The sequence below is a fragment of the Actinomycetospora soli genome (assembly GCF_021026295.1).
In the GTDB taxonomy this organism is placed as follows: domain Bacteria; phylum Actinomycetota; class Actinomycetes; order Mycobacteriales; family Pseudonocardiaceae; genus Actinomycetospora; species Actinomycetospora soli.
On record NZ_JAJNDA010000002.1, the window covers coordinates 263,954 to 286,244 of the forward strand.

Annotated in this window: 20 protein-coding genes; 13 read left to right on the plus strand and 7 right to left on the minus strand. The window is 74.7% G+C overall.

The annotated features are described in order from the left end of the window. Window positions 1-13: 13 nt before the first annotated feature. The 6 genes from LN037_RS03860 to LN037_RS03885 form a co-directional block, all read right to left on the minus strand. Window positions 14-1,909, minus strand: coding sequence for a propionyl-CoA synthetase (locus tag LN037_RS03860; RefSeq protein WP_230749988.1), 1,896 nt, complete (start codon window positions 1,907-1,909; stop codon window positions 14-16). 62 nt (window positions 1,910-1,971) lie between these two features. Beyond that, window positions 1,972-3,288, minus strand: coding sequence for an amidohydrolase family protein (locus tag LN037_RS03865; RefSeq protein ID WP_230749990.1), 1,317 nt, complete (start codon window positions 3,286-3,288; stop codon window positions 1,972-1,974). A gap of 13 nt (window positions 3,289-3,301) precedes the next feature. Further along, window positions 3,302-3,805: a hypothetical protein gene (locus LN037_RS03870; protein WP_230749992.1), complete on the minus strand. Its 504-nt coding sequence runs from the start codon at window positions 3,803-3,805 to the stop codon at window positions 3,302-3,304. A gap of 85 nt (window positions 3,806-3,890) precedes the next feature. Further along, window positions 3,891-4,598, minus strand: coding sequence for an NYN domain-containing protein (locus LN037_RS03875; protein WP_230749994.1), 708 nt, complete (start codon window positions 4,596-4,598; stop codon window positions 3,891-3,893). 98 nt (window positions 4,599-4,696) lie between these two features. Next, window positions 4,697-5,428 (minus strand): tRNA (guanosine(46)-N7)-methyltransferase TrmB, encoded by a 732-nt coding sequence (gene trmB / locus LN037_RS03880; protein ID WP_230749996.1) that lies wholly within the window; start codon window positions 5,426-5,428, stop codon window positions 4,697-4,699. Between the two features lie 61 nt (window positions 5,429-5,489). Continuing rightward, window positions 5,490-5,921: a hypothetical protein gene (locus LN037_RS03885; RefSeq protein WP_230749998.1), complete on the minus strand. Its 432-nt coding sequence runs from the start codon at window positions 5,919-5,921 to the stop codon at window positions 5,490-5,492. A gap of 168 nt (window positions 5,922-6,089) precedes the next feature. Here LN037_RS03885 and LN037_RS33125 point away from each other — a divergent pair, with 168 nt between their 5' ends. The 6 genes from LN037_RS33125 (at window position 6,090) to LN037_RS03915 (ending at window position 13,120) form a co-directional block, all read left to right on the plus strand. Then, window positions 6,090-7,541, plus strand: a complete 1,452-nt coding sequence (locus LN037_RS33125) for a dynamin family protein (protein ID WP_308286099.1) — start codon at window positions 6,090-6,092, stop codon at window positions 7,539-7,541. Next, complete coding sequence (locus tag LN037_RS03895) at window positions 7,538-9,118, plus strand: hypothetical protein (RefSeq protein WP_230750000.1); 1,581 nt, start codon at window positions 7,538-7,540, stop codon at window positions 9,116-9,118. Before LN037_RS33125 ends, LN037_RS03895 begins: the two co-directional genes overlap by 4 nt. Next, window positions 9,115-9,462, plus strand: a complete 348-nt coding sequence (locus LN037_RS03900; RefSeq protein ID WP_230750001.1) for a DUF6802 family protein — start codon at window positions 9,115-9,117, stop codon at window positions 9,460-9,462. The genes LN037_RS03895 and LN037_RS03900 overlap by 4 nt, the downstream gene beginning before the upstream one ends. 49 nt (window positions 9,463-9,511) lie before the next feature. Next, on the plus strand, window positions 9,512-11,029 hold the full coding sequence (locus tag LN037_RS03905) for a TldD/PmbA family protein (RefSeq protein WP_230750003.1): 1,518 nt from the start codon (window positions 9,512-9,514) through the stop codon (window positions 11,027-11,029). Continuing rightward, window positions 11,026-12,423, plus strand: a complete 1,398-nt coding sequence (locus tag LN037_RS03910; protein WP_230750004.1) for a metallopeptidase TldD-related protein — start codon at window positions 11,026-11,028, stop codon at window positions 12,421-12,423. Before LN037_RS03905 ends, LN037_RS03910 begins: the two co-directional genes overlap by 4 nt. Window positions 12,424-12,604: 181 nt before the next feature. Continuing rightward, a complete protein-coding gene (locus tag LN037_RS03915; RefSeq protein ID WP_230750005.1) occupies window positions 12,605-13,120 on the plus strand; it encodes a hypothetical protein in 516 nt (171 codons plus the stop codon). 24 nt (window positions 13,121-13,144) lie between these two features. Here the strand turns inward: LN037_RS03915 and LN037_RS03920 are convergent, their stop codons facing one another. After that, the gene (locus tag LN037_RS03920) at window positions 13,145-14,740 is read right to left on the minus strand and encodes an FAD-dependent oxidoreductase (RefSeq protein ID WP_230750007.1); all 1,596 of its coding nucleotides are present in this window, start codon (window positions 14,738-14,740) and stop codon (window positions 13,145-13,147) included. Window positions 14,741-14,829: 89 nt separating this feature from the next. Between LN037_RS03920 and LN037_RS03925 the strand changes: the two genes are divergently transcribed. From LN037_RS03925 to LN037_RS03955, 7 genes are all read left to right on the plus strand, one after another. Then, window positions 14,830-15,213 (plus strand): hypothetical protein, encoded by a 384-nt coding sequence (locus LN037_RS03925; protein ID WP_230750008.1) that lies wholly within the window; start codon window positions 14,830-14,832, stop codon window positions 15,211-15,213. 29 nt (window positions 15,214-15,242) lie between these two features. Continuing rightward, window positions 15,243-16,160 (plus strand): Sir2 family NAD-dependent protein deacetylase, encoded by a 918-nt coding sequence (locus LN037_RS03930; RefSeq protein WP_230750010.1) that lies wholly within the window; start codon window positions 15,243-15,245, stop codon window positions 16,158-16,160. Between the two features lie 220 nt (window positions 16,161-16,380). Continuing rightward, a complete protein-coding gene (locus LN037_RS03935; RefSeq protein WP_230750011.1) occupies window positions 16,381-18,207 on the plus strand; it encodes a phosphoenolpyruvate carboxykinase (GTP) in 1,827 nt (608 codons plus the stop codon). Window positions 18,208-18,321: 114 nt separating this feature from the next. Continuing rightward, on the plus strand, window positions 18,322-18,921 hold the full coding sequence (locus LN037_RS03940) for a DedA family protein (RefSeq protein WP_230750013.1): 600 nt from the start codon (window positions 18,322-18,324) through the stop codon (window positions 18,919-18,921). Window positions 18,922-19,037: 116 nt separating this feature from the next. Next, a complete protein-coding gene (locus tag LN037_RS03945; RefSeq protein WP_230750015.1) occupies window positions 19,038-19,295 on the plus strand; it encodes a DUF3311 domain-containing protein in 258 nt (85 codons plus the stop codon). Beyond that, window positions 19,292-20,953, plus strand: a complete 1,662-nt coding sequence (gene mctP / locus LN037_RS03950; protein WP_230750016.1) for a monocarboxylate uptake permease MctP — start codon at window positions 19,292-19,294, stop codon at window positions 20,951-20,953. The genes LN037_RS03945 and mctP overlap by 4 nt, the downstream gene beginning before the upstream one ends. Window positions 20,954-21,039: 86 nt before the next feature. Then, a complete protein-coding gene (locus tag LN037_RS03955; RefSeq protein WP_230750018.1) occupies window positions 21,040-22,245 on the plus strand; it encodes an alkaline phosphatase family protein in 1,206 nt (401 codons plus the stop codon). Window positions 22,246-22,291 lie beyond the last annotated feature (46 nt).

Below are 22,291 nucleotides of genomic sequence, written 5' to 3' on the forward strand. Positions count from 1 at the left end.
GGGAGAAGGCGCCTCAGCCGCCCGCCTGCGGACCCTTCTGCAGCACCGGACGCAGGGTGTCGAGCACGGACGCGTCGTCGATGGTCGAGGGCACCATGGCGTCCTGGCCGTCGGCGATCTGGCGCATCGTCTTGCGCAGCACCTTCCCCGACCGGGTCTTCGGCAGCGCCGGCACCACGGCCACGTTCTTGAACGACGCGACCGCACCCACCTCGCTGCGCACCAGGGCCACGAGCTCCGGCGCGATCTCGTCCTCCCCGCGGGTCACGCCCGCCTTGAGCACGACGAAGCCGCGCGGGACCTGGCCCTTCATCGCGTCGTGGACGCCGATCACGGCGCACTCGGCGACGTCGGGGTGCCCGGCGAGGACCTCCTCCATCGAGCCGGTCGACAGGCGGTGGCCGGCGACGTTGATGACGTCGTCGGTGCGGCCCATGACGAACACGTAGCCGTCGGCGTCCACGTAGCCGCCGTCGCCGGTGAGGTAGTAGCCCTCGTAGCGCGACATGTACGACTCGCGGAACCGCTCGTCGTCCTCCCACAACGTCTGCAGGCAGCCCGGCGGCATCGGCAGCTTGATCACGATGGCGCCCTCCTCCCCGCGCGGCAGCTCCGTGCCGTCGACGTCGAGCACGTCGACCTGGTAGCCGGGGACCGGGACCGACGGCGAGCCGGCCTTGAGCTCCATCGGCTCGAGCCCCCGCAGGTTCGCCGCGATCGGCCAGCCGGTCTCGGTCTGCCACCAGTGGTCGACGACGGGGACGCCGAGCGTCTCCGACGCCCACGTCCACGTCTCCGGGTCGAGGCGCTCGCCTGCGAGGAAGAGGGTCTGCAGCGAGGAGATGTCGTAGTCGCGCAGGAGGACCGCGTCGGGGTCCTCCTTCTTGATGCCGCGGAACGCCGTCGGTGCGGTGAACAGGGCCTTGACCTGGTGGTCCTGGATGACCCGCCAGAAGGCGCCCGCGTCCGGGGTGCCGATCGGCTTGCCCTCGTAGAGCACCGTCGTCGCCCCGGTCAGCAGCGGCGCGTAGACGATGTAGGAGTGCCCGACGACCCACCCGACGTCGGAGGCGGTGAACATGACCTCGCCCGGCCCGACGTCGTAGATCGCCGGCAGCGACCAGCGCAGCGCCACCGCGTGCCCGCCGTTGTCGCGCTGCACGCCCTTGGGCTTGCCGGTGGTCCCGGAGGTGTAGAGCACGTAGAGCGGGTCGGTGGCCGCGACCGGCACGCACTCCGTGGGCTCGGCGTCGGCCATCGCCTCGGCCCAGTCGAGGTCCCGCTCGGTCATCGGGGCCTCGTACTGCGGGCGCTGGAGCACGACGGAGCGGCCGGGGTCGTGCTCGGCCAGCTCGATGGCCTTGTCCAGCAGCGGCTTGTACTCGACGACGCGCTTGCCCTCGATGCCGCAGGACGCCGACACGATCGCCGAGGGCTTCGCGTCGTCGATGCGGACCGCGAGCTCGCGGGCGGCGAACCCGCCGAACACCACGCTGTGCACCGCGCCGAGCCGCGCGCAGGCGAGCATCGCGACGGCGGCCTCGGGCACCATCGGCATGTAGATGATCACCCGGTCGCCCTTGCCGACGCCCACCGAGCGCAGCACGCCCGCGAACCGGGCGACGAGGTCGCGCAGCTCGGTGTAGGTGAACCGCTGCTGCGAGTCGGTCACCGGCGAGTCGTGGATCAGCGCGACCTGGTCGCCGCGACCCGCGTCGACGTGCCGGTCCAGCGCGTTGTGGCAGGTGTTCAGCTCGCCGCCGACGAACCACCGCGAGAACGGCAGCGCCGAGGCGTCCATGATCGTCTCGGGCTCGGTGTACCAGTCGATGAGTGCCGCGGCCTCGCGCCAGAAGCCGTCGGGGTCGGTCATGCTGCGGTCGTAGGCCTCGCGGTACTCGCCACTCATGCGCGCGAGATTGCCACGCGAGGTGACCTGGCGCACCGTCCGGACGGTGTGGGTGGAACCCCTCAGCCCTTGATCCGCCGCCCGGCCGCCCGGGCTGCGCCGAGGATCTCCGCCGGGTCGACGCGGACCGGTGTCCCGTCGGCGAGCACCGCGTCGCCCGCGACCCACACGTCGCGCACCGAGCGCGACCCCGCCGACCAGACCAGGTTCGACACGAGCTGCGCCGGGTCGTCGGGGTCGACGAACGCCGGGTCGTCGAGGTCGACGTGCACCACGTCGCCCCAGGCTCCGGGGCGCAGCCGCCCGAGGTCGTCGCGGCCCAGCGCGTCGGCACCGCCCGCCGTCGCGAGCAGCAGCACGTCGGCGGCGGTCAGCGCGGTCGCGTCGGCGTGCCGCTGGCGGGCGAACAGGGAGGCGAGACGCTGCTCCTCCCACAGGTCGAGGTCGTCGTTCGAGGCCGGTGAGTCGGTGCCGAGCCCGACCCGCAGGCCCGCCGTCAGCATCTCCCCGACCCGCGCCACCCCGGCGGCGAGCTTCGCGTTCGACCCCGGACAGTGGGCCACGGCCACGTCGTGCCGGGCGAAGATCTCCAGGTCCTGGTCGGACATCTGGATCGAGTGCGCCGCGAGCACGCGACCGCCCAGGCTGCCGGTCGTCTCGAGCATGGCCGGCACGGAGCCGTAGACCGCGCGGACCTCGTCGTCCTCCCCGACCGCCTCCGCGACGTGGATGTGCAGCAGCGCCCCGCGCTCGCGGGCCGCCGCGGCCGTCGTCGCGACCGCCTCCGTGGACAGCGTGTACGCCGAGTGCGCGCCGTACCCGAGCTCGACGCGCTCGCCCGGCCCGAACCGCAGACCGTCGGCGTCGATCCAGCGCGAGACGCCGTCGCGCATCTCCTCCCACGTGCCCAACCGGTCCATCCCGGGCGCGGTGATGATCCCCGGCGTCATGACGACGCGGGAGCCGAGTTCGAGCACGGCCTCGACCACCGTCTCGGCCCAGAAGTACATCTCGGTCGAGGTGGTGACGCCGGCCCGCAGCATCTCCGCGCCGCCCGCGAGCATGCCGGTGCGGACGTCCGCTGCGTCCAGCCGCGCCTCGGCCGGCCAGACCACCTCGGTGAGCCAGCGCATCAGCGGCAGGTCCCCGCCCATCCCGCGCAGCAGCGCCAGCGGCGTGTGCGCGTGCGTGTTGACCAGACCCGGCATGAGCAGACCGGTGCAGTGCGTCGTCGGCGCGTCGGTCGCCGGGGCCTGCGCGGCCGGCCCGACGAAGGCGATCCGCCCGGCCTCGTCGACGTCCACCACCGCGTCCCGCAGCGGCACCGGCGGCCCGTCACAGGTCAGGACGAGCGGGGCGGCGAGACGGCGCGCGGTCATGCGTCCAGTCTGATCAGCCCGCCGCGAGCGCGCACAGAAGGGTCAGCTGGCGGCGCATCATCACCAGGTCCCCCCACGCCAGCGCCTTCCCGACGACCGCTCCGGTGCGGTCGAGCACGACGGTGGCGGTCAGCCGGGAGCCGGCCGGGTCGGGGTGCACGGCGTAGGTGACCGCGAACTCGCCCACCGGGCCGCGCGTCGACCGGCGCCGGATCGTCAGGTGCTCGCCGGCGACGAACGAGTCGATCACGAAGATCATCAGCAGCCGTTGACCGACCTGCAGGTCGTCGGCGCCCGGCGTCAGCGTGCGGGGGCTGCGGCGACCCAGGTTGTCGACCAGGTCGTAGCTGTAGGGCGCGACCGTGAGCTGGCCGAGCCACCGCCAGAGCGTGGCCGGGTCGGCGGTGCTGGTGGCGCCGCGGGTCCAACGGGCGGAGGGCGCGGCGACGAGGTCGTCGGCCGGCGTGCGGCGGGCCCGCTCGTCAGGCGTCGTGCCCCAGTGCTCGGGCAGGTCCACGGATCCCTCCCCGGCCGCGTCGACGATGCGGCGTTCCTGCCACTGGATGACAGCAACGACGCTTTCCTGCCACAGGAGGTGGGGCCTACCGGTCGAGCAGCGACCGCAGCGACCGGAGCGGCTGCAGCCAGGCACCACCGGGGGGCAGCGTGTCGAGGCTGACCCGCGGCAGGGGCTCCCGGAAGACGCCCTCGATCTCCTCGAGGTCGAGGAACGCGAGGATCTCCGACGCCACCGCGAACGCGGCGTACTCCCGGAAACCGATCACGGTGACCCGGATGCCCTGCTCGACGAGGGCCTCGAGCGGCTCGCGGAAGGCCCGCCCGTCCCCGGAGGCCACCACCACGTGCTCGAGACCGCCCTCGGCGTGACGCGCCTGGATGTGGGCGAGCATGTCGTCGTCGACGTCGGAGTCCTCGGCCGTCTTCGGCTTGGCGAAGACCGCGAACCCGACGTTGCGCAGCGCCTCGACCCAGGGCCGCACGATCTCCGTGGACCCGGGCACGACGTTGGTGAACACCGTCGCCTCGGCCAGGCCCTCGGGCCCCGCGAGGCCGAGCAGCCACCGGCCGACCGCGTCGAACCGCGGGCGGAACGCCGAGGTCGGTCGGGCGCCGAGCAGCGAGCCGAGGCTCATGTCCATGTTCGGGGCGTCCCAGACGAGCAGCGTCCGGGCCGGCGGCGGGGGCACGTCGGCGTCGACGTCCGCGTCCGGGTGGCTCCCGCCCGCCAGCGTCACCGGGCCCGTCGCGTGCGCGAGGTCGGCCGGGGAGGGCGCGGGGGAGGGTGACACGTTGTCGACTCTAACGGCCCGCCGCCGACGCGTCCGTCGCGTTCCCCCGTCGCTGCGCTCCTCGCGCGAGCGTCTCCCGTCGTCGTCGAACCGGATGATCACGCGGGACCACCCGTGCGCACGAGCAGCAGGTCACGGCTCGGCCGGCCCTCGCGTTCGGCGCGGGTCTCGAACTTCGTCCGGGGCCGCCAGTCGGGCCGCGGGGCGTACCCGCCGTGGGGGTTCTCCAGCGTCGGCTCGGCGTCGGTGACCTCGAGCATCCACTCCGCGTAGTCGGCGACGTCCGTGGCGAGGTGCAGGGTGGCGCCCGGCCGCAGCCGGGACGCCATCAGCGCGACGGTCGACGGCTGGATCAGCCGGCGCTTGTGGTGGCGCCGCTTCGGCCAGGGGTCGGGGTAGTAGACGCGCAGGTTGTCCAGCGCGTCGGGCGCGACGTGGTCGCGCAGCACGACCACCGCGTCACCGCGCAGCAGCCGGAGGTTCTCCAGCTCCGCGGCCTCGATGCGCATCAGCAGCTGGGCCAGGCCGGGCGGGTAGACCTCCACCGCGACGTGGTCGGCGTCGGGCTCGGCCGCCGCGAGGGCCGCCGTCGTCTCGCCCATCCCCGACCCGATCTCGAGCCGCAGCGGAGCGGACCGGCCGAACCAGCGTGCGGCGTCGAGGTGCCCGGCGTCGTCGAGGACGTCACCGAGGGCGGACAGCTCCCGCCCGTAGAGCGGCCACGCGCGGTCCCACGCCCGCTGCTGGCCGGGTGTGACCCGGCCCCCGCGGTCGGCGAAGCTGACGATCCCGCGTCGCGCGTCGAGTCCCGCGACGTCTCCTGCTGGCACGGGGTCGATCCTCACATCGGGCACGGACGGACGGCGCAGTGGCACCCCGCGGGGGTCGCCCTCAGGACCCGTTGGACTCGATGGCCTGCGTCGGACCCCGGTTGTCGCGCGGGCGCCGGTTGCCGCCGCGCAGGTTGGCGGCCATCTGCTGGACCCGGTTGTTGTTCCGGATGCGCGCCAGGATCGCGAGCGTCACCACGTGCAGGATGCCGAGGAAGACCAGCATCGACCCGATCTTCGTCACGACGTACTGCACGGTCCCCTCGATCTCGAAGGGATCCCAGGTCGACATGAGGGCGATGAAGCCGACGGCGACGAGGTAGTAGGCGACGGTGAGCAGGCGACTCACGGACTGGGCCGCGTCCCGGTCGTCGAACACCTCGCGCAGGAATCCGAGTCCCGATCGCTGCAGGACCATGCCGACGACGACGGCGAGGATCGTGCCGACGGTCACGACGAGGAGGTAGGTGCCGGTGTCGGCGCTCGAGGCCACGGCGCAGCCCTTCCGTGTCGATGGCCCGGGGTGCCCCGGTCGAGATACACCATCCCCTGAACGGGGAGCGGGCGAAACCCGACGCGCGTGGGACACCGGGACGGATGTGGCGGGTGAGGTCTCCGGATCCGCCCCCACGGTCGGTCCGGCCTGCCTACCCTGCGCCTCGTGGGACGGTGGGCGCAGGACACGGCGCGGCGGTGCCGCGCGGTCTCGCCCGCGGCCGCGCTCCCGATCGCGGACGCGCTGGACTCGGTGGCGGCCCGGGCCGTCGCCACGCCCGCGATCGTGGTCACGGGGCCGGTGTCCTCGGGGAAGTCCACCCTGGTCAACGCCCTGGTCGGACGCCGGGTGGCGCCGACCGGCGCGGGCGAGTGCACCCGGCTGACCGCCCGGTACGTGCGCGGCCCGGTCGACCGCCTCGACGTGGTGCTCGCCGATGGCACGCGCCGCCCCCTGCCGCTCGCCGAGGGCGGTCGGGTGCCGGCCGCGGTCGGGGACCGGCTCGGGGTCGACCCCGCGGACGTCGACCACCTGCTGGTGTCGCTGACGAGCGAGGCGCTCGACGGGCTGACGGTCGTCGACACCCCGGGCACCGGGTCCGCCCGGCGGCCGCGCGGGCCGGCCCGCGGTGCCGCCGACGCGGCCGAGGCCGCCCTGGTCGTACTGCCGGCCGCCGCCCGCCCCGACGAGATCGCGGGCCTCGCCGACGCCGCGCGGCACGGACCGGCCGGGGTGGTCGCGGTGCTGGGGCGCGCCGACACCGTGGGGACGGAGGCGGACGCGGCGGCGACGGCCGCGACGCTGTCCGGACGACTCGCCGCGCAGGTCGGCCCCGTGACGCCCGTCGTGGGCCTGCTCGCCGAGACGGCCGTCACCGGCGCTCTCCGCACCGCCGACCTGGCCGCCCTCCGCACGCTCGCCGCCGACCCCGCGACCGACGCCGCCCTGGCCGACCCCGAGCTGTTCACCACGGCCGCCCTCCCCGTGGACCCGGGGGCGCGCGCCCGCCTGCTCGACCTCCTCGACCGCCGCGGCGTCGGGCTCGCCCTGGCGCTGCTGCGGGACCGGCCCGACGCGGGGGTCGGGGACGTCTGCGCCGCCCTGCTCGCCGCCTCGGGGCTGGACCGGGTGGTCGGGCGCCTGCGCACCGAGGTGCGCGGCCGGGCCGACCTGCTCGCCTCGGTCGCCGCCGAACGCCGGGTCGCGGCCCTCGCCGCCGCCGAACGCGCCGCCGTGCGCGCCGACCGCCGCGGCGGCACCGCTCCCGTCCGGTCGGCCGCGGACCAGGACCTCGTGCTGCTCACCGACCTGCTGGAGGACCTGCGGGCCCGTCCCGTCCAGCTCGACCTCACCCTCGTCGAGGCGGCCGCCCGGCACGCGGGCGGCGCCCTGCCGCTGCCCGTCGACCTCGCCGGGGAGCTCGCGCTGCTCGCCGACCCGCCGCCCGACCTCGCCCGCCACCTCGGGACCACACCGGGCGAGCTGGCCGGGCACGCCGCCCGCCGGGCCGCCGCCTGGCGGGGGTACGCGACCTGGGGCACCCCGCCGGCCCGGGCCGACGTCGCCGAGGCGGTGCACCGCGGCTGGGCGCGGCTGTGGGCCGACCTCACCCGATGAGCGGGCCCTGGGCGACGCTGCCCGAGGAGGTGGCCGCGGCGCGGCGCGAGCTGGACCGGCTGCTCGTGGGGACCGGCGTCCCGACGACGGGTCCGACCGGCCCGGACACGCGCCCGGCGGTCGCCCTGGTCGGCGCGCCCGGCCGTGGTCGGCGGGCCCTCGCCGCGGCGCTGGTCGACCTCGGGGCGGGCGCGCTCGACGCGCAGGTGACCCGGCTCGGACCGGACACCCTCGACGTGCCGCTGCTCGAGGAGCTCGACCTCCTGCTCCCGCCCCGTCCCGACGGCGGGTGGGCGACCGGCGGCGCGTCCGCGCTGCTGGTCGTCCTCGGCGCCGGGGCCCCGCTCGACCGGCACGAGCTCGACCGCGTCGCCGACGTGGCCGGCGCGGTCGAGGCGGTCGGGTTCGCCGTGGTCGGGACGGAGGCGCACCGCGGCTGGCGCACGGTGCTCGACGCCGACCGGGACCTCGTCGCCGAGCACGTCCCGCGCCTGGCCGGCGCGCCGTGGTTCCCGGTCTCGACCGTGCTCGCCGACGCGGCGCGCGGGACGGGTACCGCCGGCGAACCCCTCCGACGGCGGTCCGGCGTCGCCCCGCTCCAGCAGCACCTGCACGGCCTCGTCGCGCGCCGGCGCCGGATGCTCGACGAGGCGAACGCGCTGCGGGCGGCCGTGACCGCCGCGCGCTCGCTACCGGCCCACGCGCCTCCCGGACCCGGACCCGGCCCGGGAGCCGTCGTCGGCGCGGCCCGGCGGGAGCACCACGTCCGGTGGCGCGCGGAGATCGCCGCAGCGCGGGTGGCGGTCGTCGACGACCTCGGTCGGCGGGTGCGCGCCCTCGCGGCCGCCCACCGGGACCGGATCGACCACGCCTCGCGGCGGGACCTGGCCGCCGTGGCCACCGACCTGGCCCGCGACCTCGAGGACGAGGCGGCCGCGGTCGTCGCGGCCCTCGGGGACCGGCTGCGCGACCTCGTCGTCACGACCCTGGCCGACCTGCTGCCGCCCGCGGACCTCGCCGAGCTGCGCATCCCCGCCCCGGTGCCGCGCGCGGACCTGCCCGCGGCCCCGGCGCGACCCGCCGACCGGGTGCTCGTGGTCGCCGGGGCCAGCGGCGGGCTCGGCCTCTCCCGGCTGGCGCTGCTGCCGCTGCTCGCGGTGCCCGTGGCGCCGGTCGTCGGGGCGGCGCTCGTCCCGGTGTCGGTCGGCCTCGGGCTCGGCGCGGCGGGCTGGCTGGCCCGGGTGCGCCGCCGGGCGGCGGACCGGGCGCACGCCCGTGCGTGGCTGGCCGAGGCCCTCGGTCAGGCGCGGACCGACCTCGAGCGGGTGCTGTCCGAGGCCCTCATCGTCGCCGACCGGGAGATCACCCTGGCGCTCGACCGGGCCCTCGACGAGCGCGCGCAGCGGCTCGCACCCGGGCCCACCGACCCCCGGTACGCGGCGCGCGCCGCGGCGACGGCGCGGGCGGAGGCGGTGCTCGACCGCCTGGCGGCCGCGATCCGGACGGGGTCGGACCACCCGGCTTCTCCCGAACCGCCCCCACCGGCCGCGGCGGCCGCCTACCGTCACGGGCCATGACCGAGGACGAGGTCGCGTCACCCGGGCCGGCGGTGTTCCCGCACCCGCCGCCCGCCCCGTCCCTGACCACCGGGGACCTGCTGGCCGGGGCCCCCGAGCTCGCCGCGCCCACCGTCGACTCGGACGCCGACGGGGTCGCCGACACCACCGTCGCCCCGTGGGGGGACGGGCTGGTCCTCGCCACCGACCTCGACCGCGACGGGCACGCCGACGTCGTCACGCGCGTCGGGCCCGAGGGCGTCGTCACCACCCGGCACGGCGACGTCGAGGAGCGCCCGTGGGGCGCCCCGCCGCCGCCACCGCCGTCGATCGACCCGCGGACGGGGGCGTGGGTGCGCGGGTAGGACGGGGGACGGACGGAGGGTGTCGGTCCGGGCCGCTACCGTCCCGGACGTGAGCACCGGTGTCCGCCCCGTCGACCCGGACTTCCTCGCCCTGCCGCTGCGCGGGGTCGCGGACGCCGCTCTGCAGGTGGCGCGGGACGCCGGGGTCGAGCACGCCGACGTCCGCGTGCACCGGCTGCGCAGCCGGGCCCTGGAGCTGCGCGACGCCCGGGTGGTGAGCTCGTCGGACACCGACCGCGTGGGCCTCGCCGTCCGCGTCCTGCGTCGCGGGGTCTGGGGGTTCGCCGCCCACGTCGACGTCACCCCGACCACCGCCGCCGCCACGGCACGGCGGGCCCTGGAGGTCGCGTCGACGCTCGCCGCGGTCGCGCGCGAGTCCGTGGAACTGGCCCCGGAGCCGGTGCACCACGACGTCACGTGGGTGTCGGAGTACGCGATCGATCCGTTCGAGGTCGACGAGGCCGAGCGCATCGGGCTGCTCGCCCAGCGCTCGTCGACGCTGCTCGCCGCCCCGGGCGTCGACCACGTCGAGGCGAGCTGCCTGGAGGTCAAGGAGCAGACCTTCTACGCCGACCTCGCCGGCACCGTCACCACACAGCAACGGGTGCGGGTCGACCCCGGCGTGAGCGTCACCGCGGTCGACCGGGACGCGGGCGGCTTCGAGTCACTGCGCACGGTCGCCCCGCCGGTCGGGCGCGGCTGGGAGTACCTCACCGGCACGGGCTGGGACTGGCACGCGGAGCTGGCCGAGCTCCCGGAGCTGCTGGCGGAGAAGCTGCGCGCGCCCGGGGTCGTCGCGGGTCCCACCGACCTCGTCATCGACCCCACCAACCTGTGGCTCGTGATCCACGAGTCGATCGGGCACGCCACGGAGTACGACCGCGCCATCGGCTACGAGGCCAACTACGCGGGGACCAGCTTCGCCACCCCCGACCTGCTGGGCACGCTGCGCTACGGCAGCGAGGTCCTCCAGGTCACGGGCGACCGGACGGTGCCGCACGGTCTCGCGTCGGTCGGCTGGGACGACGACGGGGTCGCGACGAGCGAGTTCGACCTGATCCGCGACGGCGTCCTCGTCGGCTACCAGGTCGACCGCTCCTTCGCGCCGCGCCTCGGGCTCGAGCGGTCCAACGGCTGTGCGTACGCCGACTCCGCCGAGCACGTGCCGCTGCAGCGGATGGCGAACGTGTCGGTCGCGCCGGCGGCGACCGAGGTGAGCACCGCCGACCTGATCGCGGGCGTCGAGGACGGGATCTACGTCGTGGGCGACCGGTCCTGGTCGATCGACATGCAGCGCTACAACTTCCAGTTCACCGGGCAGCGCTTCTACCGGATCCGGGCGGGCGAGCTGGCCGGACAGGTCCGCGACGTGGCCTACCAGGCCACCACCACGGACTTCTGGGGCGCACTGGAGGCCGTCGGCGGTCCCGCCACCTGGCGGCTCGGCGGTGCGTTCACCTGCGGCAAGGCCCAGCCCGGGCAGGTCGCGCCGGTGAGCCACGGCTGCCCGTCCGCGCTCTTCCGTGGCGTCAACGTCCTCAACACCGCGAGCGAGGGTGGCCGATGAGCCTCGTCGACCGGGCCCTGGAGACGGCGGCCCGCATCCGCCCCGACGCGGGCGTCGCGGTGATCCTGCGCGAGACCGGCGAGGTGGTGCTGCGCTGGGCGAACTCCACCATGACGACGAACGGGGCCACCACCGACCGCACGCTCGGCCTGGTGCTGCTCGTCCCGCTCGCGGGCGGCGGCACGGGCGCCGGCGTGGTGCGGGTGTCGGCGCCCGACTCGCTGCTCGCGGGCGGCGCCGAGGCCGACGCCCGGCTCACCGACGCGGTGCGCGCCGCCGTGCGGGCCGCGGAGGACTCCGGGGCGTCCCGCGACGCCGCGGAGCTCCCCCCGCCGACCGGACCCGGCGACGCCCTCGACGAGCCGGCGGCCGAGACCTCGATCGGCGTCTTCTCCGACCTCGCCGCCGCCCTCGGGGACTCCTTCGCGACCGACCGCAGCGCGGGGTTCGCCGACCACCACGTCACCACCACCTGGCTCGCCACCTCCGCCGGGGTCCGGCGCCGGTGGGTCGAACCGTCCGGGGCCGTCGAGGTCAACCTCAAGGACGCGGGCAGCTCGGTGTGGGGCGGGACCTCGACGCGCGACTTCACCGACGTCGACCTGCCCGCGATCCTCGGCGACCTGCGCGGGCGGCTCGCGTGGGGGCGCCGTCGGGTCGCGCTGGAGCCGGGACGCTACGAGACGATCCTGCCGCCGTCGGCGGTCAGCGACTTCATGATCTACCTGGCGTGGTCGATGGGCGGGCGGCCCGCGCAGGAAGGACGCAGCGCCCTGTCGCGCGCCGGCGGCACCCGGGTCGGCGAGCAGCTGACCGACCTGCCGCTGACCCTGGCCGGCGACCCGGACGCGCCGGGCTTCCCGACGCTGCGCTACGAGCCGGTGCTCGCCACCACGGCCTCCGGCGACGAGGTGTCGGTGTTCGACAACGGCGCGAGCACGCGGCGCGTGGAGTGGCTGCGCAACGGCACGGTGGGCGAGCTGGCCTACCCGCGGGCGGCCGCCGCCGAGTTCGGCACCCGATTCGCCCCGCCGTCGGACAACCTCCTGCTCACCGGCGGGTCGGACGCGTCGCTGACCGACCTGGTGGCGGGCACGCGGCGCGGCCTGCTGCTGACCTGCCTCTGGTACATGCGCGAGGTCGACCCGGAGACGATGCTGCTCACCGGCCTGACCCGCGACGGCGTGTACCTCGTCGAGGACGGCGAGGTGGTCGGCGAGGTGAACAACTTCCGGTTCAACGAGTCCCCGCTCGACCTCGTGCGGCGCACCGCCGAGGCCGGGGCCACCGAGCGGACGCTGCCGCGCGAGTGGAAGGACTGGTTCACGCGCGTCGCGATGCCGCCGCTGCGGATCCCGGACTTCAACATGTCCTCGGTGTCGCAGGCCTCCTGATCACGACCGACTCCCTGCGGTCTCGCCGACCCCGACCGTGGGTCAAGGGCCGGTAACGATCCGGCCTCGGACGACGACACCTGCGGCAACTGCATCGGGAGTCGGGGGACATCCAGTGGACACGCACACGAGCACGCCGGGGCCGTACGCGTGGGGGGCCGACCCGGGCGACGCACCGACGGTGGAACTGCCCGTGCAGCCGCCTCGCCGGTCTCTCGGCAAGCGGATCAAGCGTGGCGTCCTGATCGGACTCGGCAGCATCGCCGGGCTCTTCGTCCTCCTCGTCGTCATCGGCCTGATGGTCGGTCCGCAGCCGCCCCGCACCGATGCCGCGCCAGCTCCGTCGCCGGTCGCGAGCACGGCGCCCGCAGCACCCCCGGTCCCGGTCGTCGTCCCGCCGGCACCGGTCGCGCCGCTGGTGGCAGCACCGGCGCCGGTCACCGCGGCGCCGGTCGCGCCGCCGCCCTCGACGACCGCTGCGGCAGCCGCAGCGCGACCTGCCGTCGGAACCCCGAAGCCCAAGCCCAGGCCCAGGCCGGCACCGAAGCCCGCGCCCAAGCCGGCGTCCAAGCCGGCACCGGCGAAGGCGGCGCCTGCACCGGCCGCCTCGTCGTCCGGCGGTGCAGGGCTGTGTGTGAAGAAGGACAAGAACGGGCGGTGGCGTGACGCCAAGGGCCGCTTCTGCAGCCCGGGCTGAGCCCGCCTGTCGCAGGCCTCCTGATCACGACCGCGGCGCGATCACCCGCGTCAGTCCGGGCGGGGCGCCGAGGCCCTCGGTGACCGGCCCCTCGAGCACGGCGCCGTCCGGGGCGAAGCGCGATCCGTGCAGCGGGCAGTCCCAGCTCGCGGCCGCGTCGTTCCAGGCGAGAACGCCGCCGAGGTGCGGACACACGGCGCCGACCTCGTGCTCGACGCCGCCGACCCGGCACCGGCCGACCTTGCCGCGGCGGGTGGTCTCGACCCGGCCCTCCCCCTCCGCGAGGGGCGTCCGCGACGGCAGGTCGGGCTTCGCCCAGCCCGTCGCCAGGTAGCGGGCGACCTGCCCGTTGGCCCGCGCGAGCTGCGGCGCCGAGCGCAACCGGGGGACGCGGTCCGCGGCGAAGGTCGGCGCCCAGGGGTTGTCGCGGCCGACGAGGTGGTCGGCGAGCGCCAGCCCGGCCGCGGTGCCGCCGGTCATGCCCCACTTCGCGAACCCGGTGGCCACGAGCACCCGGGGCTGCAGCGGCATCGGGCCGACGAACGGCAGGCCGTCCTCGGGCTCGTAGTCCTGCGCCGACCACCGGTGGGTGATCGCGTCGAGGGGCCAGTGCTGCGCGGTCCAGTCCGCGAGATCGCGCTCGTGGTGCGACATCGGGGTGTCGGTGCCCACCCGGTGACCGAAGCCGCCGGTCTGCAGGAGCCGCTCGCCGTCGACGACGACCGTGCGGATCGACACCGTCGGGGAGTCGGCCGACAGGTACATGCCGGACGGCAGGCCCTCGGGGTCGCGCACGCGCGCCGCCTGCGCGTAGGAGCGGGCGGGCTCGACACGGGCGAAGTAGAGGCCGCGGTCGAGCACCGGGATGCCTGTCGCGAGCACGACGCGGTCGGCGAGGACGCGACCGTGGTCGGTGCGGAGCTCCGGCGTCGGCCCACGGGACACGGAGCGCAGCGGAGCCGGACCCAGCGGGAACGAGGCGCCCAGCGAGACCGAGCGGACCCGGGTGCCCTCGTGGACCGGGTGCCCGGCGTCGACGAGCTCGCGGGCGAGGTCGTGCAGGTAGGGCACCGGGTCGAACTGGACCTGGTCGGCGAGGGTGACCGCCTCGGAGACCCCGAACGGCAGGTCGAGGTCGGCGTCCAGGGTGGCGGGCAGGCCGGCCGCGCGCAGGGCGTCCGCCTCGGCGCGGACGGCGCGGGCGCCGGCGGAGTCCCGACCCGCCGTCGAGAAGGTGACCGCGGGGGCCCGCTCGAAGCCGCAGTCGACGCCCTCCGCGCGGTCGGCCAGCCAGTCGAGGCCGGCGCGGTGCGCGGCGACGTAGGCGTCGACGACGTCCCGGGGGTGGCGCTGCGCGAGCGTCGAGGCGCGGGTGCCCTGCAGCACCGACACCTTGGCCGTGGTGTTGCCGCTGGCCACCGCGCCGAGGTGCCGGGCCTCCAGCACCGCCACCGAGCAGCCCGCCCGGTGCAGGGCCACGGCCGTCGTCAGGCCGGTGATGCCGCCGCCGACCACGGCGACGTCGACGCGGAGCTCGCCGCGCAGCGGGGGGTGGGACGGCAGCTCGCGGTCGAGCCAGACGGAGCGGTGGCGGGCGGGGAGGGCCGGGTTCGTGGGCACAGGACGGAGTAGCCACTGCCCCGGACGGTGCACACGGGCTCCTCCGGGCTCCTCGCCGTGACCGAGTCGTGACGGGACGGGTGCACACCGTGGCCGTCGAACGGGCACCCCCCGGTATGGCCGACCTCGACCGCCGTCCCCGCTCCGGCAACCCCGTCACGGGCGCGGTCCGTGGCGTCCTGGGCCTCGTGGGTGGCCTCGTCCGCCTGATCACCGGGCTCTTCGCCGCGATCCTCGTCGTGCACATCGTGCTGGAGATCCTCGGCGCCAACCCCGACAACGGGCTGACGCAGTTCATCGCGTCGGCCGCCGACTCGCTGACCCTGGGTCTCGCGAACCTGTTCGTGGTCGGGAACGAGACCGCGCAGGTGCTGCTCTCCTACGGCATCCCCGCGATCGCCTGGCTCGTCATCGGCGCGCTGATCGTGGCGGTCCTGCGCGTGGCCGCCCGCCCGCGCTCCGGGCTCGCCTGACCCGACGCGCGCGCCCCGGCGCGGGCACCATGGATCCCGTGGGCAAGGTCGTCATGCGCTATCCGGGATCGGTGCTGCAGGAGACGTGGGACGCCGAGGTCCCGCTCCGCGGCGACCTCAACGACCTCGCGGCGCTCGTCGGCGCCGGCGGGGTCTGCGTGCTCTCCGGCGCCGGGATGTCCACCGACTCGGGCATCCCGGACTACCGCGGCCCCTCGAGCGCGGCCCGCAGGCACACGCCCATGACCTACGAGGCGTTCGTCCACGACCCCGCCGCACGCCACCGCTACTGGGCCCGCAGCCACGTCGGGTGGCCGCAGATCGAGCGGGCCCGCCCCAACCCGGCCCACGAGGCGGTGGCCGCGCTGCAGCGGTGCGGGCTCGTCGGGAGCGTCATCACCCAGAACGTCGACGGCCTGCACCAGGCCGGGGGCGCCCGGGACGTCGTCGAACTGCACGGCGCGCTCGCACGGGTCGTCTGCCTGGCGTGCCGCGCGGAGCTGGACCGGGCCGACGTCCAGGCCCGCCTCGCCGTCGTGAACCGGGAGTTCGACGTCGCCGTGTCCGGCCTGCGCGACGCGCAGGTCAACCCGGACGGCGACGTCGAGCTGCCCGACGAGCTCGTGGACGCCTTCACGATGATCGACTGCCCGGTGTGCGGGGAGGGCCCGCTCAAGCCGGACGTGGTGTTCTTCGGCGAGTCCGTGCCGCGGCCGCGGGTGGAGCGCTGCTTCGCGGAGGTCGCGCGGGCGCGGTCCCTGGTGGTCCTGGGTTCGTCACTGGCCGTGATGTCGGGCCTGCGGTTCGCCCGGGCCGCCACCCGGGCGGGGACGCCGGTCGCGATCGTCACCGGCGGACCGAGCCGCGCGGACGATCTGGCGGCGGTGCGACTGGTGTCACCTCTCGGTGAGGCGCTTCCGGCGCTGGTCAGGGCCCTGCGAGCCTGAATCGTTCAGCTTGATCGTGGAAGTGGTGTCTCGAACACCCCTCGGCGGTTCCGTGTGCAGCATCTGTCGTTAACGTCGTTGTACTCCGACGGGGCCACACGGCGATGTGTACCGGCCGCTCGATTGCCCGCACGCCGGTGCACTCAGGCCGTGGCTCCGTTGCGTGACGACCTCTGGTCGTCGCTCGACAGTGACCGGCGAACGAGGAGTGACACGACGCATGACGGCCGCACCGACCATCCCTGGGCTCGACAACCCGCCGCTGCAGCGCCGCGAGGTGCTGGAGTGGGTGGCCGAGGTCGCCGAGCTCACCACGCCCGACCGGGTGGTGTGGTGCGACGGTTCGCCGGAGGAGTGGAAGCGCCTCACCGACGAGCTCGTGGAGGCGGGCACCTTCACCCGACTCGACCCGGAGAAGAAGCCGAACTCCTTCCACGCCGCGTCCGACCCCGATGACGTCGCGCGGGTCGAGGAGCGCACCTTCATCTGTTCGGCCGACCCCAAGGACGCCGGGGTCACGAACAACTGGATGGACCCGGCCGAGATGAAGGCCACCATGACCGAGCTGTACCGCGGGTGCATGCGTGGTCGGACGATGTTCGTCATCCCGTTCTGCATGGGCCCGACGAACGCCGAGCAGCCGAAGCTGGGCGTCGAGATCTCCGACAGCCCCTACGTCGTGGTCTCCATGCACATCATGACGCGCATGGGCGCCGAGGTGCAGGCGCGCCTCGAGGAGGGCGACACCGAGTGGGTGCCGGCGCTGCACTCCCTCGGCGCGCCGCTCGAGCCGGGCCAGGCCGACGTGCAGTGGCCCTGCAACGAGACCAAGTACATCAGCCACTTCCCGGACACCCGGGAGATCTGGAGCTTCGGCTCCGGCTACGGCGGCAACGCCCTGCTGGGCAAGAAGTGCTACGCGCTGCGCATCGCCTCGGTGATGGCGCGCGACGAGGGCTGGCTCGCCGAGCACATGCTGATCCTCAAGCTGATCAGCCCGGAGGACAAGGCCTACTACGTCGCGGCCGCGTTCCCCTCGGCCTGCGGCAAGACGAACCTCGCGATGCTCCAGCCCACCGTCCCGGGGTGGCGCGCCGAGACCGTCGGCGACGACATCGCCTGGATGCGCTTCGGCGAGGACGGCCGCCTCTACGCGGTCAACCCCGAGTTCGGCTTCTTCGGCGTCGCGCCGGGCACGAACTGGAACACCAACCCGAACGCGATGCGCACCATCGAGCACGGGAACGCGCTGTTCACCAACGTCGCGCTGACCGACGACGGCGACGTCTGGTGGGAGGGCCTGGAGGGCGACCCCCAGCACCTCACCGGCTGGACCGGCGACGACTGGACCCCGGGCTCGGCCAAGCCGGCCGCGCACCCGAACTCGCGCTACACCGTGCCGATCTCGCAGTGCCCCGTCGTCGCCTCGGAGTGGGACGACCCGCAGGGCGTGCCGATCTCGGCGATCCTGTTCGGCGGGCGCCGCAAGACGACGATCCCGCTGGTCACCGAGTCGTTCGACTGGCAGCACGGCACCTTCATGGGCGCCACGATGTCCAGCGAGATGACCGCCGCGGCCAAGGGCGGCAAGGGCCAGGTCCGCCGCGACCCGATGGCCATGCTGCCGTTCCTCGGCTACAACGTCGGCGACTACTTCCAGCACTGGGTGAACGTGGGCAAGAGCGCCGACGCCACCAAGCTGCCGAAGATCTTCTACGTCAACTGGTTCCGCCGGGGCGAGGACAACCGCTTCCTGTGGCCCGGGTTCGGCGAGAACAGCCGCGTCCTGAAGTGGATCATCCAGCGGCTCGAGGGCACGGCGGCGGCCACCGAGACGGCGATCGGCCACGTGCCGACGGCCGACCAGCTCGACCTCGAGGGTCTCTCCGAGCCGCTCGAGGACATCGAGGCGTCGCTGCGCGTCGACCTCGACGAGTGGCGCGAGGAGCTGCCGCTCATCGACGAGTGGTTCGACAAGATCGGCGACGCCCTGCCGACGTCGATGCGCGACGAGCTCGAGGCCCTGAAGCAGCGGCTCTCGGCCTGATCCGTCCCACGTGAGGGGAACCCTCGGCCGCCCCGGTGGCCCGTGGGTTCCCCTCACGCACGTCCGGGGCCTTCCCGACGCCGGGTCCTCCCGCTCCTGGGGCACGATGATCGCGTGCTCGAGTTCCTGCGCGGCATCGGCGAGAGCGTCGGCGGCTGGCTCTACGTCATCGCGGGCGGCCTCGCGTTCGCCGAGGCGGCCGTCATGGTCGGCGTGGTGCTGCCCGGAGAGACGGCCCTGCTCGTGGCCGGGTTCGCCGCGCACGAGGGGATCATCGCGCTCGTCCCGATGATCGTCGTGGCCGTCGTGTGCGCCGTCGCCGGCGACTCGGTGGGCTACGAGGTCGGTCGCCTCGTCGGGCCGCGGCTGCAGGCCTCACGGGTCGGCCGCCTCGTCGGCGAGCACCGGTGGCAGGCGACCGAGGACTTCCTGCGTCGCCACGGCGGCGAGGCCGTGCTGCTCGGTCGCGGCACCGCCCTGCTGCGCGCCCTCGTGCCGGGCATGGCCGGCATGGCCCGCATGCCCTACCTGCGCACCTTCCTGCCGTGGAACGCCGTCGGCGGCATCCTGTGGGGCGGCGGCTGCGTCCTGCTCGGCTACGTGTTCGCGCTGTCGCTGGAGACGGTGGCGCGCTACCTCGCGTGGGGCCCGATCCCCGTCGTCGTGCTCGTCGCGGGTGTGCTGATCTGGCGCGAGGCCCGTCGTCGGAAATGAAATCGGACATCGGGAACAGAAGGGGTTACCCAGCAGTAGAGCCTCTGGTGCGTACCTGTACACGCGCTTAACATCCGCGCGTCCACCGACCGAGTACGCGCTTGCTAGGACCGCCGATGTCGTCATCCGTCGCGGATCCGGAGACCCCGGACCCTGCGCCCGCGAGGCCCCACTTCCGCTTCCGCGCCTGGAACCTGCTCCTGCTCGTCCCGCTGATCAGCCTGATCACGCCGCTGTTCAACATGACGGAGCCGACGCTGCTCGGGCTGCCGTTCTTCTACTGGTTCCAGATCGCGGTCATCCCGCTCGGGATCCTCTGCACGTTGACCGTGCACCTCGTCACCCGCGAGCGCGACGAGGAGGGTGACCGATGACCGGCGCGCAGGTCGTCCAGCTGGTCGTCTTCCTGCTGCTGTTCGTGGCCGTGGCGGTCATGGGCTTCATGGCGAGCCGCTGGCGGCGCGCCGACGACCTCGAGCACCTCGACGAGTGGGGCCTCGGCGGGCGTCGCTTCGGCTCGTGGGTCACCTGGTTCCTGCTCGGCGGGGACCTCTACACCGCGTACACCTTCGTCGCGATCCCGGCGCTGCTGTTCTCCTCGGGCGCCCTGGGCTTCTACGCGGTGCCCTACACGATCATCGCGTTCCCGCTCGTGATGCTGCCGCTGCTGCGGCTCTGGTCGGTCTCGCGGGTGCACGGCTACGTGACCCCGGCCGACTTCGTCCGCGGCCGCTACGACTCGCCGCTGCTCGCGCTCGCGGTCGCGGTGACCGGGATCGTCGCGACGATGCCCTACATCGCCCTGCAGCTCGCCGGACTCGAGGCGGTGCTGCGCACCATCGGGCTCAACGGCTCGGGGTTCTGGGGCCACGCGCCGCTGTTCGTCGCGTTCGTGGTGCTCGCCGCGTACACCTACCAGTCCGGCCTGCGGGCGCCGGCGCTGATCGCGGTGGTCAAGGACGTCCTGATCTACATCGTCATCCTCGTGGCGATCATCTACCTGCCGCTGAAGCTCGGCGGGTGGGGCTCGATCATCGACGCCGGGGCCGCGAAGCTCGCGCAGCCGTCGCCCGCCACCGGCCAGGCCTCCGGGTCGACGCTGCTCACGGCGAACAACCAGCTGCAGTACGCGACGCTGGCGCTCGGGTCGGCGCTCGCGCTGTTCCTCTACCCGCACTCGATCACCGGCGTGCTGTCCAGCTCGAGCCGGGCCACGATCCGCCGGAACATGACCGCGCTGCCGGCCTACTCGTTCCTGCTGGCCCTGCTCGCGCTCCTCGGCTACGTCGCGATCGCGGCGGGCACGAAGCCGATCGTCAACGGCTCCACCGGCCGTCCCGACTCGAACACGATCGTCCCGGCCCTGTTCGCGGGCCAGTTCCCGTCGTGGTTCGCGGGCGTCGCCTTCGCCGCGATCGGGGTGGGGGCGCTGGTGCCCGCGGCGATCATGTCGATCGCCGCGGCGAACCTGTGGACCCGCAACATCTACAAGGAGTTCCTGCGCCGCGACGCGACGCCGCGGGACGAGGCGCGGCAGGCCAAGCTCGCCTCGCTGGTGGTCAAGGTCGGCGCCGTGCTGTTCATCGTCGTCGTGGACCCGCAGTTCTCGGTCGACCTGCAGCTCATCGGCGGCGTGATCATCCTGCAGACGCTGCCCGCCGTCGCGATCGCGCTCTACACCCGGTGGTTCCACCGGTGGGCGCTGTTCGCGGGCTGGGCGGTCGGCCTGATCTGGGGGATGATCATGCTCTACGGCATCCCCAACCCGGTGAACGGCAAGCAGCACTTCGGCGGGTCCGCGCTCGCGCTGGGCAAGCTGAACCTGTTCGGCTGGACGCCGTTCGACGGGTCGAAGGTGCAGATCTACGTCGGTGCCGTGGCGCTGATCGGCAACCTGGTCGTGGCCGCCCTGGTCACGCTCGCCCTGCGGGCGGCCGGGACGCGCGAGGGCGCCGACCACACGCGCGGCGACGACTACCACGCCACCCGCGTGCCGGAGTCGACCGCGCCGGAGGCCGTCTCGTCGGTGTAGGTGCGCTCCGCGCTCGTGAGCAGTAGAGGTCGCTACAGCGACCTTTACTGCTCACCTGGCGGAGCCACCTCCTACGATCCCCCGGCATGACCGAGCGGCCGTTCCTCCCCGCCTACGGTCACGGCACGCTCGCCGAGGTCATGCCCTCCATGGCGGCCGCTCTCGGGGTGCCCGGGTTCGCCGACACGCTCGGCGTCGCCCGCCACCGCGACGACGTCACCGCCGTGGGCGTGCTGCTGGTCGACGGGCTCGGCGCCGACCTGCTCGCCGCCCACCCGCACGACGCGCCCGCGCTCCACGACCTGGCGCGCGGGACGTCGTCGCGGGATCTCACGGCCTGCTTCCCGGCGACGACGGCCGTCAGCATCACCTCGCTCGGCACCGGCCTGACGCCGGGCGCGCACGGCATCGAGGGCTACTCGATGGGGGTCCCGCCGCTCGCGGACCCGGAGGCGGCACCCGACGTCGTCCTCAACACCTTGCGCTGGTGCGCCCACGGGGCGACCGACCCGGTCGACCTGCTCGCCGACCTGCCGCCCGAGCAGGTCCAGCCCCGCCCCACGGTCCTGCAGCAGGCGTTGCGGGCGGGCGTCGCGGTGACCCAGGTGGCGCCCGAGATCCAGCGCCGCTCCGGGCTCACCCGCGCCGCCCTGCGCGGCGGCCGCTTCCACGGCGTGTCCGCGCTCGGCGACCTCGCCGCCGAGGTGCTGCACGGTCTCGCCGTCGAGCCCGAGGACCGGGCGCTGGTCTACGCCTACCACGGTGACCTCGACACGGTCGGCCACCGGCACGGACCCGGCTCGTTGCCGTGGCGGATGCAGCTGCAGGTCGTCGACCGGCTCGTCGCCGCCATCGCGGAGTGCCTGCGGCCCGGCGCGGCACTCCTCGTCGTCGCCGACCACGGCATGATCGCCACCGACCGCGGCTGGCAGGTCGACCTCGACCACGCGCCGACCCTGCTCGCCGGCGTCCGGCGCCTCGCGGGCGAGACCCGGGTGCGCCACGTCCACGCCGTCCCCGGCGCCGCCGACGACGTGCTCGACGCCTGGCGCGCCGAACTCGCCGACGCGGCGTGGGTGGTGTCGCGCGAGGAGGCCGTCGACGGCGGGTGGTTCGGGCCCGACGTCACCGACACGGCGCGGGGCCGGATCGGGGACGTCGTGGCGGCGGCCCGCGGCAGTTGGACGATGGTGCGGTCCCGCAACGAGCCCCGCGAGACCGCCCTGGTCGGCCATCACGGCTCGCTGACCTCGGCGGAGCAGCGGGTGCCGCTGCTGATCGCCCGGGGTTGACCCGGTCGGGCGGGTCCGGTTCCGGGGTGGCCGGTCGCGGCCCGGT

What these genes read in the sequence shown, in the direction of transcription:
- mctP (WP_230750016.1), top strand. Translation starts at nt 19,292, where the DNA reads ATGACCGGCGCGCAGGTCGTCCAGCTGGTCGTCTTCCTGCTGCTGTTC.
- LN037_RS03930 (WP_230750010.1), top strand. Translation starts at nt 15,243, where the DNA reads ATGGATCCCGTGGGCAAGGTCGTCATGCGCTATCCGGGATCGGTGCTG.
- LN037_RS03865 (WP_230749990.1), bottom strand. Translation starts at nt 3,288, where the DNA reads ATGACCGCGCGCCGTCTCGCCGCCCCGCTCGTCCTGACCTGTGACGGG.
- LN037_RS03895 (WP_230750000.1), top strand. Translation starts at nt 7,538, where the DNA reads ATGAGCGGGCCCTGGGCGACGCTGCCCGAGGAGGTGGCCGCGGCGCGG.
- LN037_RS03935 (WP_230750011.1), top strand. Translation starts at nt 16,381, where the DNA reads ATGACGGCCGCACCGACCATCCCTGGGCTCGACAACCCGCCGCTGCAG.
- LN037_RS03955 (WP_230750018.1), top strand. Translation starts at nt 21,040, where the DNA reads ATGACCGAGCGGCCGTTCCTCCCCGCCTACGGTCACGGCACGCTCGCC.
- LN037_RS03945 (WP_230750015.1), top strand. Translation starts at nt 19,038, where the DNA reads ATGTCGTCATCCGTCGCGGATCCGGAGACCCCGGACCCTGCGCCCGCG.
- LN037_RS03910 (WP_230750004.1), top strand. Translation starts at nt 11,026, where the DNA reads ATGAGCCTCGTCGACCGGGCCCTGGAGACGGCGGCCCGCATCCGCCCC.
- LN037_RS03860 (WP_230749988.1), bottom strand. Translation starts at nt 1,909, where the DNA reads ATGAGTGGCGAGTACCGCGAGGCCTACGACCGCAGCATGACCGACCCC.
- LN037_RS03900 (WP_230750001.1), top strand. Translation starts at nt 9,115, where the DNA reads ATGACCGAGGACGAGGTCGCGTCACCCGGGCCGGCGGTGTTCCCGCAC.